We start from the raw sequence: 13,555 nt of genomic DNA, 5'->3' as shown, positions 1-13,555 counted from the left end.
CCGACCTGCTGCTTCGCAAGTCGGGACGACAGGATTTGAACCTGCGACCCCTTGACCCCCAGTCAAGTGCGCTACCAAGCTGCGCCACGTCCCGGTGCGCTCACTCGCGGTGACCCGCGTGATCGCGCGAACAGAACTTTACCCCACCCGCGAGGGTGCGCCGAAGAGGGCCCCGGCGCGGGGCGGGGACAATCGGCCGTATGGGAAGCACAGGCGCGGCGGCGGGCGGCCGGGACCGGGACATGGACGGCAGGGCGCGCAGCGCCCGGCCGCGGGACGGGCTGGGGCGGCCCCTGCCGTACGGATCGGAGGGCGTCGCCCGGCAGCCGGAGGGAGTCGTACGGGCTCCGCGGGAGACGGTCGCCGAGGCGCAGGCGCTGCTCGACTCGGGCAAACCCTTCCACGCGCACGAGGTGTTCGAGGACGCCTGGAAGTCGGGGCCGGAGTCCGAGCGGACGCTGTGGCGGGGGCTGGCCCAGCTGGCGGTGGGGCTCACACACGCGGCCCGCGGCAACGGCACCGGCGGGGCGCGGCTGTTGCGGCGCGGCGCGGGCGCGGTCGAGGAGTGGGCCGTGGAGCGGGGCGAGGAGCGGCCGTACGGGATGGATCTCGCCGGGATCGCGCGGTGGGCGCGGGAGCTGGCCGAGCGGGTGGACGAGGGATCCGGGTCCGTCGACGCGGCGGCCGAGGCGCCCCGGCTCGGTCCGTGAGCGTGGCCGTCGCGGTCCGTGCGGAGGCGGTGGACGCACTGTCAGTGGCATGGGGCAGACTCGGGGCGTGCGAAAGATTCATGTCATCGGTATCGGCGCGGGCGACCCCGACCAGCTGACTCTGCAGGCGGTCAAGGCGATGCGCGGCACGGACGTGTTCTTCCTGCTCGACAAGGGCGAGGTGAAGAGCGATCTGACCCAGCTGCGCCGGGACATACTGGACGCACATCTGCCCGAGGGGTCGTATCGGGTGGTCGAGGCCCGCGATCCGGAGCGGGACCGAAGGGCGGGCGGGGCCGAGTACTCTCCGGCCGTCGAGGACTGGCGCACCGCCCGCGCCGGGATCTACGAGCGGCTGATCACCGGGGAGCTGGGCGAGGACGGCACCGGTGCCTTCCTGGTGTGGGGGGATCCGTCGCTGTACGACAGCACGCTCGGGATCCTGGAGGAGGTGCTGGCCCGGGGGGCGGTGGAGTTCGCGTACGACGTGGTGCCCGGCATCAGCAGCGTCTCCTCGCTGGTCGCCCGGCACCGCACGGGGCTGAACCGGGTGGCCCGGCCGGTGCAGATCACCACCGGACGGCGGCTGGCCGAGGGCTTCCCGGACGGGGTGGACGACGTGGTCGTGATGCTCGACGCGCACCAGGCCTTCCGGCAGTACGCCGACGAGGACATCGACATCTACTGGGGGGCGTACATAGGCACTCCGGACGAGATCCTCGTGTCCGGCCCGATCGGTGAGGCCGGCCCGCGCATCGAGCGGCTGCGGGCCGAGGCGCGCGAGCGCAAGGGGTGGATCATGGACACGTATCTGCTGCGCCGGCACCCCGGGGATGCCTGAGCGGCGAGCCTTGACGGCGTGCCCAAGGACGGTGCCCCTAGGGGCCGCTGAGGCCCAGCCGGTCGAGTACGTCCGCCACGTCGGCTACGGCCGTGACTCCGTCCGGGAGCGGGGGCCGTCGTACGACGACCACGGGCAGCCCGAGTTCCCGTGCGGCCGTCAGCTTCGCGGAGGTGGCCTCGCCGCCGCTGTCCTTCGTCACCAGCACCTCGATGCGGTGGGCGCGCAGCAGTTCCGTCTCGTCGTCGAGGCCGAACGGGCCGCGTGCGAGGAGCACCTCGGTGTCCGGGGGCAGGGGCGGCTCGGGCGGCTCCACGGACCGTACGACGAAGTGCAGGTCCCTCAGGTGGGCGAAGGCCGCGAGGCCCAGGCGGCCGGTGGTGAGCAACACCCTGCGGCCCAGGCGGGGCAGTGCCTCGGCGGCAGCGGCCGGCGACGCGGCGTCGTACCACCGGTCGCCGGGGACCGGGCGCCAGCCGGGGCGGCGCAGGACGATCGCCGGTACGCCGGTGGCGCCGGCCGCGCGGGCCGCGTTGGCCGTGATCGTCTCGGCGAAAGGGTGTGTGGCGTCCACGAGGGCGTCGACGTGGTGGGCACGCAGCCAGTCGGCGAGGCCCTCCGCGCCGCCGAAGCCGCCGATCCGTACCTCGCCGTCCAGGGCGCCCGGCCGGGCCACGCGGCCCGCCAGGGAGGTGGTGACCCGGATGCCGGGGCGGGCGGCGAGGTCGGTGGCAAGACGGCGGGCCTCGGTGGTGCCGCCGAGGATCAGGACGTGCGGGGACATGGGGGTGAGCGTAGGGGATGTCCCGGACTGCCGGGCCCCGCGCGGTGCTGTTGGCCGTTAGGGTCCGGGCATGGCTTCCGTGGCGTCCGTGCGTGCCGTGCTCATCGACATCGACGGGGTGCTCACCGTGTCCTGGCGGCCGTTGCCGGGTGCGGTGGAGGCTCTGCGGGCGATCCGGGCGGCCGGACTCGGGGTCGCGCTGGTGACCAATACGACGTCCCGGACCCGGGCGTCGGTCGCCCGGACGCTGGCGGACGCGGGCTTCGCGGTGAGCGCGCAGGACATTCTGACGGCGCCCGCGGCGACCGCCGCCCATCTGGCAGGAGCCCGCTGCGCTCTGCTGAGCAGCGGGGACGTGCGGGAGGATCTGGAGGGCCTCACGCTGGTCGACGCGGAGGGTGACGATGGCGGTGCCGCCGTACCGGACGTCGTGCTGCTCGGCGGCGCCGGGCCCGAGTTCGCCTACGCCGCGCTGAACCGGGCCTTCGGGCATCTGCAACGCGGTGCGCGGCTGGTCGCCATGCACCGGAACCTGTACTGGCGGACCGATGAGGGGCTCCAGCTGGACGCGGGGGCGTTCGTCGCCGGGCTGGAGGCGGCGGCCGGTGTGACGGCGGAGGTGACGGGGAAGCCGTCGCGGGCCTTCTTCGAGGCGGCGCTCGGGCGGCTGGGCGCCGGGCCGGGCGAGGCGCTGATGATCGGGGACGACATCGAGTCGGATGTGCTCGCGGCGCAGCGGCTCGGTATCACCGGTGTGCTGGTGCGGACCGGCAAGTTCCTGCCGGAGGCCGTGGAGCGGGCGGGCGGCAGCCCGGACCACGTGCTGGACTCCTTCGCCGGTCTGCCCGGGCTGCTGGGGCTAGCGCAGTAGGAGTTGTACACCGCCGACGATCGTCGCGGCGATCACCAGCTGTTCGAACAGACGCTGGTTGATCCGGTCCACGGCCCATCGGCCGAACAGCGCACCGGGCACGACGAACACGGCGAGCGCCGCGTCGAGCAGCAGTGAGTGGCCGTCGATCAGGCCGAGTCCGGCACTGAACGGCACCTTGGACACGTTGACGATGAGGAAGAAGAACGCCGACGTGCCGAGGAATCCGAGCTTCCGGAAGCCTGCCGAAAGGAGATACATCGACATCACCGGGCCGCCCGCGTTGGCGACCATGGTGGTGAACCCGCCGAGGACACCGTACGAACGGGCCTTCATCCGGCCGGCCCGGGTGGTGACCGCGTCCGGCTCGTCCCCGGACTCGGTCCGGCGCCGCCGCCACAGCGTGACACCGGCCATCAGCAGCAGGATCGCGCCGATCGAGGTCCGTACGATCCCGTCGTCGGCCCATATCAGGAACAGGGTGCCGGCCACCACGCCGGCCGCCACCGCCGGGAACAGCCGCCAGAGCGTGGGCCAGTGGGCGTGCCGCCGATAGGTGAGGACAGCGAGCACGTCGCCCGCGATCAGGACCGGCAGCAGCACCCCGGTGGAGGCGCGTGCGGGCAGGACCGCCGCGAAGATCGCGAGGCTGACCGTGTTGGCGCCGCTGACGGCGGTCTTGGAGAAGCCCACGAGCAGGGCGGCGAAGGCCAGGGCGGCGAACTCCCAGCCGGATATGTGCCAGAGCGTCATCGTGTTCATGCGGGGACCGATGCTATGCGCATGCATCCGGCGGCGTAAGGACCGTCTCGCGGGGCGGTCCTCACGATCGGTTTCGGCGCGACGGCCTCAACGGCCGCTGTACCGCGCCCGCAGCTCCCTCTTGAGAACCTTCATGCTCGGCCCGAGCGGCAGCGCGTCCGCGAACTCCACCCGCCGCGGGTACTTGTGCCGGCCCAGATACTCCTTGGACCACTCGGTGATCCCGAAGGCGTCGGGGGCGGTGCCCCGCGCGGGGACGACGACGGCGCACACCTCCTCGCCGTGCAGTTCGTCGGGCAGGCCGATGACGGCGACCTGGGCGATGCCCGGATGGCGCATCAGGACCTCCTCGACCTCCCGCGGGTACACGTTGTAGCCGCCGCGGATGATGACGTCCTTCTTCCGGTCGACGATCCTGAGGAAGCCCTCGTCGTCCTTGGTGCCCAGGTCCCCGGTGCGGAACCAGCCGTCGACGAGGGACTCGGCGGTGGCTTCGGGGCGGCCGAGGTAGCCGGAGAAGACGTTGTGGCCGCGGATGACGACCTCGCCGAGCTCGCCGGGGGGCAGGAGCTCGATCCGGCCCTCCGCCTCGGCGCGGGCGATCTCCACGTCGATGCCCCACAGCGGGTGCCCGATGGTGCCGGCCCGGGTGCCGAAGACGGGCTGGTTGACGGTGGCGGTCGGCGACGTCTCCGACAGCCCGTACCCCTCGTAGATCCGCGCGCCGAACGCGGCCTCGAACCGCTCCAGCACGGCCACCGGGAGCGAGGCACCGCCGGAGACGCACACGCGCAGCTCGGGCAGTGTGCCGGCGGCCGCGGCGGCCGCCGCGAGGGCCACGAACATGGTCGGCACTCCGTGGAAGGTGTTCACGCCCTCCTCGACCATCAGCTCGATGGCGCGGGCCGCGTCGAAGCGGGGCAGCAGGACGAGCGTGGCGCCCGCCCGCCAGGTGGAGTTGAGCGAGACGGTCTGTCCGAAGGCGTGGAACAGCGGCAGCGCGCCGAGCGCGATGTCGTCGGCGCGGATGTCGTTGGCGTCGAAGGCGTTGACGGTCGCGTTCATCACCAGGTTGAAGTGGCTGAGCACGGCGCCCTTGGGGACGCCGGTCGTGCCGCTGGTGTAGAAGATCACCGCCGGGTCGTCGGCGGCGCGGGTGACGTACGCGGGCAGCGGGTCGGCGGCGGCCGCGAGCCTTTCGAACTCCTCGCCCAGGGTGACCACTTGGATGCCGAGGGCATCGGCGGCGGCTCGTCCCGTCTCGGCCTGCGCCGGGTGCACGAGCAGCAGTGTGGCGTCACTGTCCCTGAGCACGTGCTCGACCTCGGAAGCCGAGAGCAGCAGGTGTACGGGGACGACGACGCCGCCCGCCGCGGCGATCGCGTAGTAGGCGATCGGGAACGCGGCGGTGTTGGGGGCCATCAGGGCGACCCGGTCTCCCGGCCGTACGCCGAGATCGGCGAGCGCGCCCGCCTGCGCCCTGGCCCGGCTCCAGACCTCGGCGAAGGTGAGGCGCAGTTCGCCCTCGACCAGGGCCGTCTTGTCGGGACGGCGCCTGGCGTTCTCGGCGAGGATGGCGGCGACGGACAGGGTTGCCATGGAGTTGGGCTCCGTTTCCTTGCTGCGGCTCGTGTACCGGATCCCCTTGCGGGGAGCCCCCGTTGACGTGGGGTCAGTGCCTTTCGACCAGCACCGCGCTGCCCTGTCCCACCCCGACGCACATCGTGGCCAGCCCTCGTTCCGCTCCCGTGCGGCGCATCCGGTGCAGCAGGGTGGTGAGGATGCGGGCGCCGGAGCAGCCGAGGGGGTGGCCGAGGGCGATCGCGCCGCCGGTGGGGTTCACCTGGTCGGGGTCGATGCCGAGCTGGTCGACACAGGCGAGTGCCTGGGCGGCGAACGCCTCGTTGAACTCGGCCTCCTGGATGTCGCCGATGTCCCAGCCGACCCGGGCGAGCGCCTTGCGGGTGGCGGGGACCGGGCCGATGCCCATCACGTCGGGGTGGACACCGGCCGAGGCACCGGCGACGTACCGGCCGAGGGACTCCAGGCCCAGCTCGTTCAGGGCCTCCTCGCTGACCAGCAGGAGTCCGGCCGCACCGTCGTTCATCGGCGAGGCGTTGCCCGCGGTGACCGTGCCGCCCGCGCGGAAGACCGGCTTGAGGCGGGACAGCTTCTCCAGCGAGGTGTCCTCGCGGACGCACTCGTCCCGCTCGACCAGGCTGCCGTCGGGGCCCTCCACGGGCAGGAGTTCGTCGTCGAAGTGACCGTTCTTGCGTGCGGTGGCGGCCAGTTGGTGGCTGCGCAGTGCGAACTCGTCCTGCCGGGCCCGGGAGATGCCGTACCGCTCGGCGACCTCCTCGGCCGTCTCGCCCATGGACAGCAGGCCGTGCAGGTCCTTCATGGCCGGGTTGACCAGGCGCCAGCCGAGGCGGGTGTCGTAGGTCTCGATGCGGTGCGGCAGGGCCTCGTCGGGGCGGGGCAGGACGAAGGGGGCACGGCTCATCGACTCGGAGCCGCCCGCGATCACGACGTCGGCCTCGCCCGCGGCGACGGTGCGCGCGGCGAGGGTGACCGCTTCGAGGCCGGAGGCGCACAGCCGGTTGACGGTGGCGCCGGGTACGGACTCGGGCAGGCCGGCCAGCAGCGCGGCCATGCGGGCGACGTTGCGGTTGTCCTCGCCGGCCTGGTTGGCGGCGCCCCAGTAGACGTCGTCGACGCGGGCCGGGTCCAGGGCGGGCACGTCGGCCACCAGGTGGCGGATCACGGTCGCCGCGAGGTCGTCGGGCCGTACGCCGGACAGGGCTCCGCGCAGTTTGCCGATGGGGGTGCGGCGGGCGGCCGCGAAGTGGACGGGACGCACGGCTTTGACTCCTGACCGACGACGCTGTGGATCAGCACGAACATACGTTTGTTCGACAGAGACTCTTAATTAGCACTGCTAGTTTTCGACTATAGACCTCCGACCGACCCCCTGGGAAGATCCCCCGGAACCTTCACCGAGCAACCGGAGGAGACATGCCTCACGTCCGCGAGCACATCCTCGACGGCATCGCCGTGCGCGAGTGGCCGCACCCGAAGCCGCGCTATCTCGCCCTTCTGGTGCACGGCTACGGCGAGCACGCGGGCCGCTACGACGAACTGGCGCACGTGCTCACCGGGCACGGAGCGGCCGTGTACGGGCCCGATCACGTCGGGCACGGGAAGTCGGCCGGTGAGCGGGTGGTGATCGAGGACTTCGAGGACGTCGTCACCGACGTGCGCACCGTGGCGGACCTCGCCCGTGCCGCGCACCCCGGCCTGCCGCTCGTCATGGTCGGCCACTCCATGGGCGGACTGATCGCGGCCCGCTACGCACAGCGCCACGGCGACGAGCTGAGTGCGCTGATCCTGTCCGGGCCGGTGATCGGCGTCTGGGAGCTGCCGGGACGGCTGCTCGCCCTGGACGAGATCCCGGACACCCCGATCAGCCCGGGCGCGCTCTCCCGCGACCCCGCCGTGGCCGCCGCGTACGCCGCCGACCCGCTGGTCTGGCACGGCCCGATGAAGCGGCCGACCCTGCGGGCGTTCGTACGGACGCTGGGGACGGTCGCCGAGGGCGGGGACGTCGGCCCGCTGCCGCTGCAGTGGCTGCACGGGGGCGACGACCGGCTGGTTCCGCTGCCCGGAAGCAGGGTCGGTGTGGAGCGGCTCAGCGGTGGCCGCCCTGCCGAGCGGATCTACGCCGGGGCACGGCACGAGGTGTTCCACGAGACGAACAGGGCGGACGTCTTCGCTGAGGTGATCCGCTTCCTCGACGGGGTGCTCGCCCGCTGATCCGGACACGTCCTCCCCCTGTGCGAACCGGCCGTACCGGCGGCCGAGTTGACGCGGCCGAGCCGGAGCGAACAGGTGACCGAAGACTGCCTGCGCCGTGTCCCATGATCGTGTCAGACTGCTCGCAACGTCCCCGCACGCGCGCGGGGCCGATCGAGCGGAGGAGCTGCACGTGACGGGGACCGAGCCGGCCGCCCACGAGATCGACACCACCCGGCCGCATCCGGCCAGGGTGTACGACTGGTTCCTCGGCGGCAAGGACAACTACCCCGTCGACGAGCGACTCGGCCGGCAGATCGCGGCGATCGTCGACCAGGGCGCCCCGCGCGCCGCGCGCGCCAACCGCGCGTTCATGCGCCGGGCCACGCGGGCGCTGGCCGAGGAGTCGGGCATCCGCCAGTTCCTGGACATCGGCACCGGCATACCGACCGAGCCCAACCTGCACCAGATCGCCCAGTCCGTCGCACCGGACGCGCGAGTCGTCTACGTCGACAACGACCCGATCGTGCTGGCGCACGCGGGCGCGCTGCTGCGGGGCACCCCCGAGGGGGTGACCGAATATGTGCAGGCCGACGCTCGCGATCCACACACCATCCTCGAACAGGCGGCGCGGGTCCTGGACTTCGACCGCCCGGTCGCCCTGTCCCTGATCGCCCTGCTGCACTTCATCGCCGACGAGGACGGCGCCCGCGACCTGGTCGCCACACTGGTCGACGCGCTGGCCCCGGGCAGTTGCCTGGTCCTGTCGACGATGACGGCCGACTTCGAACCGGAGAACGTCCGCAAGGGCATCGACGCGTACGCCGCCGGCGGGGTCACGCTGGTGGCCCGCTCGCAGGCCGAAGTGGGTGTGTTCTTCGAGGGGCTCGACCTGCTGGCGCCCGGAATCGTCTCCGTGGCGGACTGGCGCCCCGACCGGGCCCCGGACACCGGCGCCCCGGTCTCGCTGTACGGCGCGGTGGGCCACAAGCGCGCGAGCTGACCCCGCCGCAAGTCCGACGCCGGTCCCCTCGCGCTCCCGTCACTCCTTCCCGAGCGCGTCGACGTACGCCGCGAGCGCGTCGACGAGTCCACCGCTGCTGAGCCGGCAGCGGCGCCGGCCCGAAGGTGATCGCGGCGGTCTTCGCCGCGGGCATGCTTCGGGCGTCTGGAGCCCAAGAGGGCGAACGTCGACTGATGGAGCCCTAGGACGGCGGCAGCGGTATGCCGACGACCTCGGCGACGGTGCGCAGTACGCCGTTGTCGTTGTTGGACGGGGCCAGGTGGCGGGCGCGCCGGACGACCTCCGGGTGGGCGTTGGCCATGGCGAAGGACCACTCGGCGGCGTCGAGCATCTCCAGGTCGTTGAGGTAGTCGCCGAACACCATGGTCTGCGCCGGCGTGATGCCCAGCTCGCGCTGGAGGCCGCGCAGTGCCGCGCCCTTGTTGGCGGCGCGGTTCATGACGTCGACCCAGTGCTCGCCGGAGACGACCACCTGGTGGGTGGCGGCGAAGGACCGCAGGGCCGGGGCCGTGGCGTGCTCAGCGGAGCCGAAATCGAACAGCGCCACCTTGATCACCTCGTCCTCGACGGCGGTGACGTCCTCGACGATCCGGTGCTCGACGTAGTACTTGCGCACCTCCGCCAGGAACGCCTCGTCGGTCCGCTCGACGTACGCCGACCGCTTGCCGCAGACGACCGCGCCCACATCGACGCCGTCCGCGACCAGCCGCCGTACCGTCCGGGCGAGATCCGCGGCGACCGACCGGTCGAGCGGGTCGGAGCTCAGCTCCACGCCGTCGCGGACCACGTAGGTGCCGTTCTCCGCGATGAACACCATGCCCTCGGCGACCTCCGCGAACTGCCGGGCCAGTGTGGCGTACTGGCGGCCGCTGGCGGGGCTGAACAGCACTCCGCGTCGGCGCAGTTCGGCGAGCATCGGCCACAGGCCGTCGGGTATCCGCTTGGCGTCGTCCAGCAGGGTGCCGTCCATGTCGGTGACGACGAGCCGGATGTCGGCGGAGCCGGCGGGCGAGCCGGGGGTTTCGAGGAGGGACGCGGGCGTGGCGGGCATGTCCTTCTTCCGGTCGGGAACGGGATCGCGGAGGGGGGTGAGTGAGGCCCCGGGGGTCCAGTGTTCCTCAACCGTCCCCGTGCCTCGAAGGGTGCCCGAGCCCTCACGCCGCGCGTTTTCCGGGACAGCACGATCAGGCGGCGGCACAATGACCTGCGGACACCCCCACGGGAGAAGGGCGGCGACGTGAGTGAGGGCCAATCCCCCACGGCCGGGCCCACGAGGTTGAACACCTCCGTGGCGCACAACGCGCGGGTCTGGAACTACTGGATCGGCGGCAAGGACAACTACGAGGTGGACCAGCGGGTCGGCGAGCACGTCGCCGGGATGTTCCCGGTGATCCGGGCCGTGGCCCGCGCGGACCGGGACTTCCTGGGCCGGGCCGTGCGCTTCCTGGCCGCCGAGCGCGGGATACGGCAGTTCCTCGACATCGGCACCGGACTGCCGACGGTGGACAACACCCACGAGATAGCGCAGCGGATCGCGCCCGAGTCGCGGATCGTCTACGTCGACAACGACCCGATCGTGCTCGTGCACGCCCGCTCGCTGCTCACCAGCTCGCCGGAGGGCGTCACGGACTACGTCGACGCCGACGTGCGCGACCCGGACGCCATCGTCCGGAGTGCCGCCGAGACCCTGGACCTGGACCGGCCGGTCGCGGTCATGATGCTGGGCATCCTCAACTTCGTCCTGGACAGCGGGGAGGCCCGGGACATCGTGCGGCGGATCATGGCGGCGGTGCCCTCCGGCAGCGCCCTGGCGCTCACCCACCCGACCTTCGACGCCGAGGTGGGCGGCCAGGGCAACGCCGCCGCGATGGAGTTCTGGAACGCCAACGCCACCCCGCCGATCACGGCCCGCGGCCGCACGGAGATCGCCGCGTTCCTCGACGGCCTGGAGCCGGTCGAGCCGGGTCTGGTGCCGTGCTCGCAGTGGCGCGCCGAGGCCGACGCGGCCGCGGTACCGCAGTACGGCGCGGTGGCCGTGAAACCCTGACCCCGACCACGCGGAGCCGAGCCTGTCCTGCGACCCCGACCACGCGGAGGCCGAGCCCGTACCCCCACCCCCGGACGACCGAGGCCAAGCCCGTACCCCGACTCCGGACGGCCGGGGCCGAGCCCGTCGAGGAGGACGTATGACCACTCTGGCCGACCCCGTGCCCGGCGGGCGCCCCGGCGATCTGAGGCGGGGCGCCGCGCTGACCGCGGACCTGGCCGCTCGGGGTGTGCACGGCATCGTCCTGGCGTATGTCGACACGGCGGGCATCTGCAGGGTCAAGACGATCCCCGTCGCCCGGCTGGAGCCGGCCGTTGCCTGGGGGGTCGGCATGTCGCCGGTGTTCGACACGTTCCTGGCCGACGACTCGATCGTCACCACCGACGTCCTCGGTTCCCCCGACGGCGACCTCAGGCTCTACCCCGACCTCGACCAGCTCGTGCCGCTGGCCGGGCAGCCCGGCTGGGCGTGGGCACCGGTGGACCGCATCACGCAGGAAGGTGAGCGGCACCCCGGCTGTGCCAGAACCTTTCTGCGCGGGATCGTCGCGGACGCCGCCGAACGGCACGGCCTCACCTTCAAGGCGGCCGTCGAGGTCGAGTGGGCCCTCGGGCTCGGCTCGGCGCCCGGCGAGGGCTTCGTCCCGGCGGTGTCCGGTCCGGCGTACGGCGCGGTCCGGCAGGTGGAGCTGAGCGACTGCGCCGCCGATCTGCTGGCGGCGCTCGCTGCGCAGGGCGTGGACGTGGACCAGATCCATCCCGAGTACGCGGCCGGGCAGTTCGAGGTCTCGGTGGGGGCGCTGGACCCGGTGGCGGCGGCCGACCGGAGCGTGCTGGTGCGGCAGACGATCCGGGCCGTGGCCCAGCGGCACGGCCTCAGGGTGTCGTTCGCGCCCGCGGTGCTGGCCGAGGGTGTCGGCAACGGCGGCCACCTGCACCTGTCCTGCTGGCGCGACGGGGTGAACCTGCACGCGGGCGGGGAGGGCCGGTACGGGATGACGGCCGCGGCGGAGTCGTTCGTGGCCGGGGTGCTCGCCCGCCTGCCCGCGCTGACGGCGGTGACCGCGCCGAGCCCGGCCAGCTATCTGCGGCTCAGGCCCTCGCAGTGGGCGGGGGTGTTCACCGCCTGGGGCCGGGAGACCCGCGAGGCCGCGCTGCGGATCGTCACCGGCACGGCCGGCCGTCGGGACCAGGAGGCGAATCTGGAGGTCAAACCGGTCGATCTGGCCGCCAACCCGTACCTCGCGCTCGGCTGCGTGATCGCCGCGGGTCTTGACGGGATGACGGCGTCCCGGCCGCTGCCGAGGGAGATCACCGGCGACCCGGCCCGCTACGCCCCGGACGAGGCCGCCGCCCTCGGCGTGCAGCGCCTTCCGCAGTCGCTGCCCCAGGCGGTGCGTGCGGGAGTTCCGGGCCGACCCGGTGCTGCGGGCCGCGCTCGGCCCGGTCCTGGCGGACGCGGTGACCGCCGTACGGCTCGGGGAGGCGGCGGCCGTCGACGGACTGGACGACGCGCAGGTGGCGGCCGCCTACCGCTGGAAGTACTGACGATGCCCGCCCCGGGCCCGGTCCACGAGGCCCTCGCCGCGCTGCCGCTGGTCGACCACCACTGCCACGGCGCCGTGACGGCCGACCTGGCACCCGAGGAGTTCGAGTCGCTGATCACCGAGGGCGAGGCCTGGCCGGGTGTCTCGCCCTTCGACAGCCCGGTCGGCGTGGCCGTACGCCGTCACTGCGCACCCCTGCTGGACCTGCCCCGGCACGCTGCTCCCGCCGACTACCTCGCCCGCCGCTCGGCCCTCGGCTGGCGTGAGGTCAACCGGCGCTTCCTGACCGCCGCGGGAGCCGAGGTCTTCTGCGTCGACACCGGCTACGCCCCGCACCCCGTCACCTCCCCGGCCGAGCTGGCCGAGGCCTCCGGCGGCGCCGCGCACGAGGTCGTACGGCTGGAGCGGATCGCCGAAGAGGTGGCCGCACGGGGCGGGCCGGCGGGCGCTTACGCGACCGCGTTCCGGGCGGCCGCCCTGGAGGCCGTACGCCGTCCGGGCGTGGTCGCGGTGAAGTCGGTGGCCGCCTACCGCACCGGCTTCGTCCTCGCCCCGGAGCGCCCCACGGACGCCGAGGTGGCCCGGGCGGCCGGGCACTGGTTCGCGCGGGGCGGGCGCCTCGACGACCCGGTCCTGGTCCGGCATCTGCTGTGGACGGCCGTCGGCCTGGGCCTGCCCCTGCAGTTGCACACCGGGTTCGGCGACGCCGACCTGCGGCTGCACCGCGCCGATCCCGCCCTGCTCACCGACTGGCTGCGTCTGACCGCCGGGACGATCCCGGTCCTGCTGCTGCACTGCTGGCCGTACCACCGTCAGGCGGCCTACCTGGCAGGGGTGTTCGAACAGGTGTACCTGGATGTCGGCCTGGCCCTGCACTACACCGGCCCTGCCCGCTCCCGCGCGGTGCTGGAGGAGGCGCTGGAGATCACCCCGTTCCGCAAACTGCTGTACAGCTCCGACGCCTATGGTGTGGCCGAGTTCCACCATCTGGGTGCGCTGTGCTTCCGGCGGGGTCTGGCCGAAACACTGCAAGCCCGGGTGGACGCCGATGAGTTGAGCCTGCCCGACGCCCTGCGCATCGCGGCCTGGACGGGCCGTGACAACGCCCGCCGACTGTACCGACTGCCCACAAACGATCCGGCCCGCGACTGAGCGCGCGCCCCGCCCGGAAAGTATGA

12 protein-coding genes, 1 tRNA gene and 1 pseudogene are annotated in these 13,555 nt (G+C 73.0%); 8 read left to right on the top strand and 6 right to left on the bottom strand.

Annotated elements, in window-relative coordinates; genetic code table 11:
* Window positions 1-20: 20 nt before the first annotated feature.
* Window positions 21-94, bottom strand: a tRNA-Pro gene (locus tag AVL59_RS15405).
* Window positions 95-200: 106 nt separating this feature from the next.
* Between AVL59_RS15405 and AVL59_RS15400 the strand changes: the two genes are divergently transcribed.
* On the top strand, window positions 201-710 hold the full coding sequence (locus AVL59_RS15400; RefSeq protein ID WP_067304203.1) for a DUF309 domain-containing protein: 510 nt from the start codon (window positions 201-203) through the stop codon (window positions 708-710).
* A gap of 67 nt (window positions 711-777) precedes the next feature.
* On the top strand, window positions 778-1,551 hold the full coding sequence (gene cobF / locus AVL59_RS15395; protein ID WP_208870382.1) for a precorrin-6A synthase (deacetylating): 774 nt from the start codon (window positions 778-780) through the stop codon (window positions 1,549-1,551).
* A 37-nt stretch (window positions 1,552-1,588) separates the two neighbouring features.
* Here the strand turns inward: cobF and AVL59_RS15390 are convergent, their stop codons facing one another.
* Window positions 1,589-2,335 (bottom strand): cobalt-precorrin-6A reductase, encoded by a 747-nt coding sequence (locus AVL59_RS15390; protein ID WP_067304198.1) that lies wholly within the window; start codon window positions 2,333-2,335, stop codon window positions 1,589-1,591.
* A 79-nt stretch (window positions 2,336-2,414) separates the two neighbouring features.
* Between AVL59_RS15390 and AVL59_RS15385 the strand changes: the two genes are divergently transcribed.
* Window positions 2,415-3,206, top strand: coding sequence for an HAD-IIA family hydrolase (locus AVL59_RS15385; RefSeq protein WP_208870596.1), 792 nt, complete (start codon window positions 2,415-2,417; stop codon window positions 3,204-3,206).
* Here the strand turns inward: AVL59_RS15385 and AVL59_RS15380 are convergent.
* The 3 genes from AVL59_RS15380 to AVL59_RS15370 all read right to left on the bottom strand — a co-directional run bounded on the left by AVL59_RS15380 (window position 3,195) and on the right by AVL59_RS15370 (window position 6,828).
* The gene (locus tag AVL59_RS15380) at window positions 3,195-3,968 is read right to left on the bottom strand and encodes a sulfite exporter TauE/SafE family protein (protein WP_067304195.1); all 774 of its coding nucleotides are present in this window, start codon (window positions 3,966-3,968) and stop codon (window positions 3,195-3,197) included. The genes AVL59_RS15385 and AVL59_RS15380 overlap by 12 nt on opposite strands.
* Before the next feature lie 87 nt (window positions 3,969-4,055).
* On the bottom strand, window positions 4,056-5,567 hold the full coding sequence (locus AVL59_RS15375; protein ID WP_067304192.1) for a long-chain-fatty-acid--CoA ligase: 1,512 nt from the start codon (window positions 5,565-5,567) through the stop codon (window positions 4,056-4,058).
* A gap of 73 nt (window positions 5,568-5,640) precedes the next feature.
* Complete coding sequence (locus AVL59_RS15370; protein ID WP_067304190.1) at window positions 5,641-6,828, bottom strand: thiolase family protein; 1,188 nt, start codon at window positions 6,826-6,828, stop codon at window positions 5,641-5,643.
* Window positions 6,829-6,983: 155 nt separating this feature from the next.
* Here AVL59_RS15370 and AVL59_RS15365 point away from each other — a divergent pair, with 155 nt between their 5' ends.
* Window positions 6,984-7,781: an alpha/beta hydrolase gene (locus AVL59_RS15365; RefSeq protein ID WP_067304187.1), complete on the top strand. Its 798-nt coding sequence runs from the start codon at window positions 6,984-6,986 to the stop codon at window positions 7,779-7,781.
* Window positions 7,782-7,953: 172 nt separating this feature from the next.
* Window positions 7,954-8,763, top strand: a complete 810-nt coding sequence (locus AVL59_RS15360) for an SAM-dependent methyltransferase (protein WP_067304186.1) — start codon at window positions 7,954-7,956, stop codon at window positions 8,761-8,763.
* Window positions 8,764-8,965: 202 nt separating this feature from the next.
* On the opposite strand, the gene AVL59_RS15355 is transcribed toward AVL59_RS15360, so the two are convergent.
* On the bottom strand, window positions 8,966-9,835 hold the full coding sequence (locus AVL59_RS15355) for a Cof-type HAD-IIB family hydrolase (protein ID WP_067304183.1): 870 nt from the start codon (window positions 9,833-9,835) through the stop codon (window positions 8,966-8,968).
* 186 nt (window positions 9,836-10,021) lie between these two features.
* Here AVL59_RS15355 and AVL59_RS15350 point away from each other — a divergent pair, with 186 nt between their 5' ends.
* The 3 genes and pseudogenes from AVL59_RS15350 to AVL59_RS15340 all read left to right on the top strand — a co-directional run bounded on the left by AVL59_RS15350 (window position 10,022) and on the right by AVL59_RS15340 (window position 13,529).
* Window positions 10,022-10,831 (top strand): SAM-dependent methyltransferase, encoded by an 810-nt coding sequence (locus AVL59_RS15350; RefSeq protein WP_067317305.1) that lies wholly within the window; start codon window positions 10,022-10,024, stop codon window positions 10,829-10,831.
* A 139-nt stretch (window positions 10,832-10,970) separates the two neighbouring features.
* Window positions 10,971-12,378, top strand: a pseudogene (locus AVL59_RS15345) (type I glutamate--ammonia ligase).
* 74 nt (window positions 12,379-12,452) lie between these two features.
* Entirely contained in the window at window positions 12,453-13,529 is a 1,077-nt protein-coding gene (locus AVL59_RS15340; protein ID WP_372450384.1) for an amidohydrolase family protein, read from the top strand.
* Window positions 13,530-13,555: the final 26 nt, after the last annotated feature.

Origin of the sequence: Streptomyces griseochromogenes, assembly GCF_001542625.1 — a bacterium.
Taxonomy (GTDB): domain Bacteria; phylum Actinomycetota; class Actinomycetes; order Streptomycetales; family Streptomycetaceae; genus Streptomyces; species Streptomyces griseochromogenes.
This window is presented reverse-complemented; position numbering and strand designations above follow the sequence as displayed.

Bases quoted from the DNA above. Each gene is read 5' to 3' on its own strand.
- AVL59_RS15400 (WP_067304203.1), top strand. From the start codon at position 201: ATGGGAAGCACAGGCGCGGCGGCGGGCGGCCGGGACCGGGACATGGAC.
- AVL59_RS15390 (WP_067304198.1), bottom strand. From the start codon at position 2,335: ATGTCCCCGCACGTCCTGATCCTCGGCGGCACCACCGAGGCCCGCCGT.
- AVL59_RS15380 (WP_067304195.1), bottom strand. From the start codon at position 3,968: ATGAACACGATGACGCTCTGGCACATATCCGGCTGGGAGTTCGCCGCC.
- AVL59_RS15375 (WP_067304192.1), bottom strand. From the start codon at position 5,567: ATGGCAACCCTGTCCGTCGCCGCCATCCTCGCCGAGAACGCCAGGCGC.
- AVL59_RS15365 (WP_067304187.1), top strand. From the start codon at position 6,984: ATGCCTCACGTCCGCGAGCACATCCTCGACGGCATCGCCGTGCGCGAG.
- AVL59_RS15355 (WP_067304183.1), bottom strand. From the start codon at position 9,835: ATGCCCGCCACGCCCGCGTCCCTCCTCGAAACCCCCGGCTCGCCCGCC.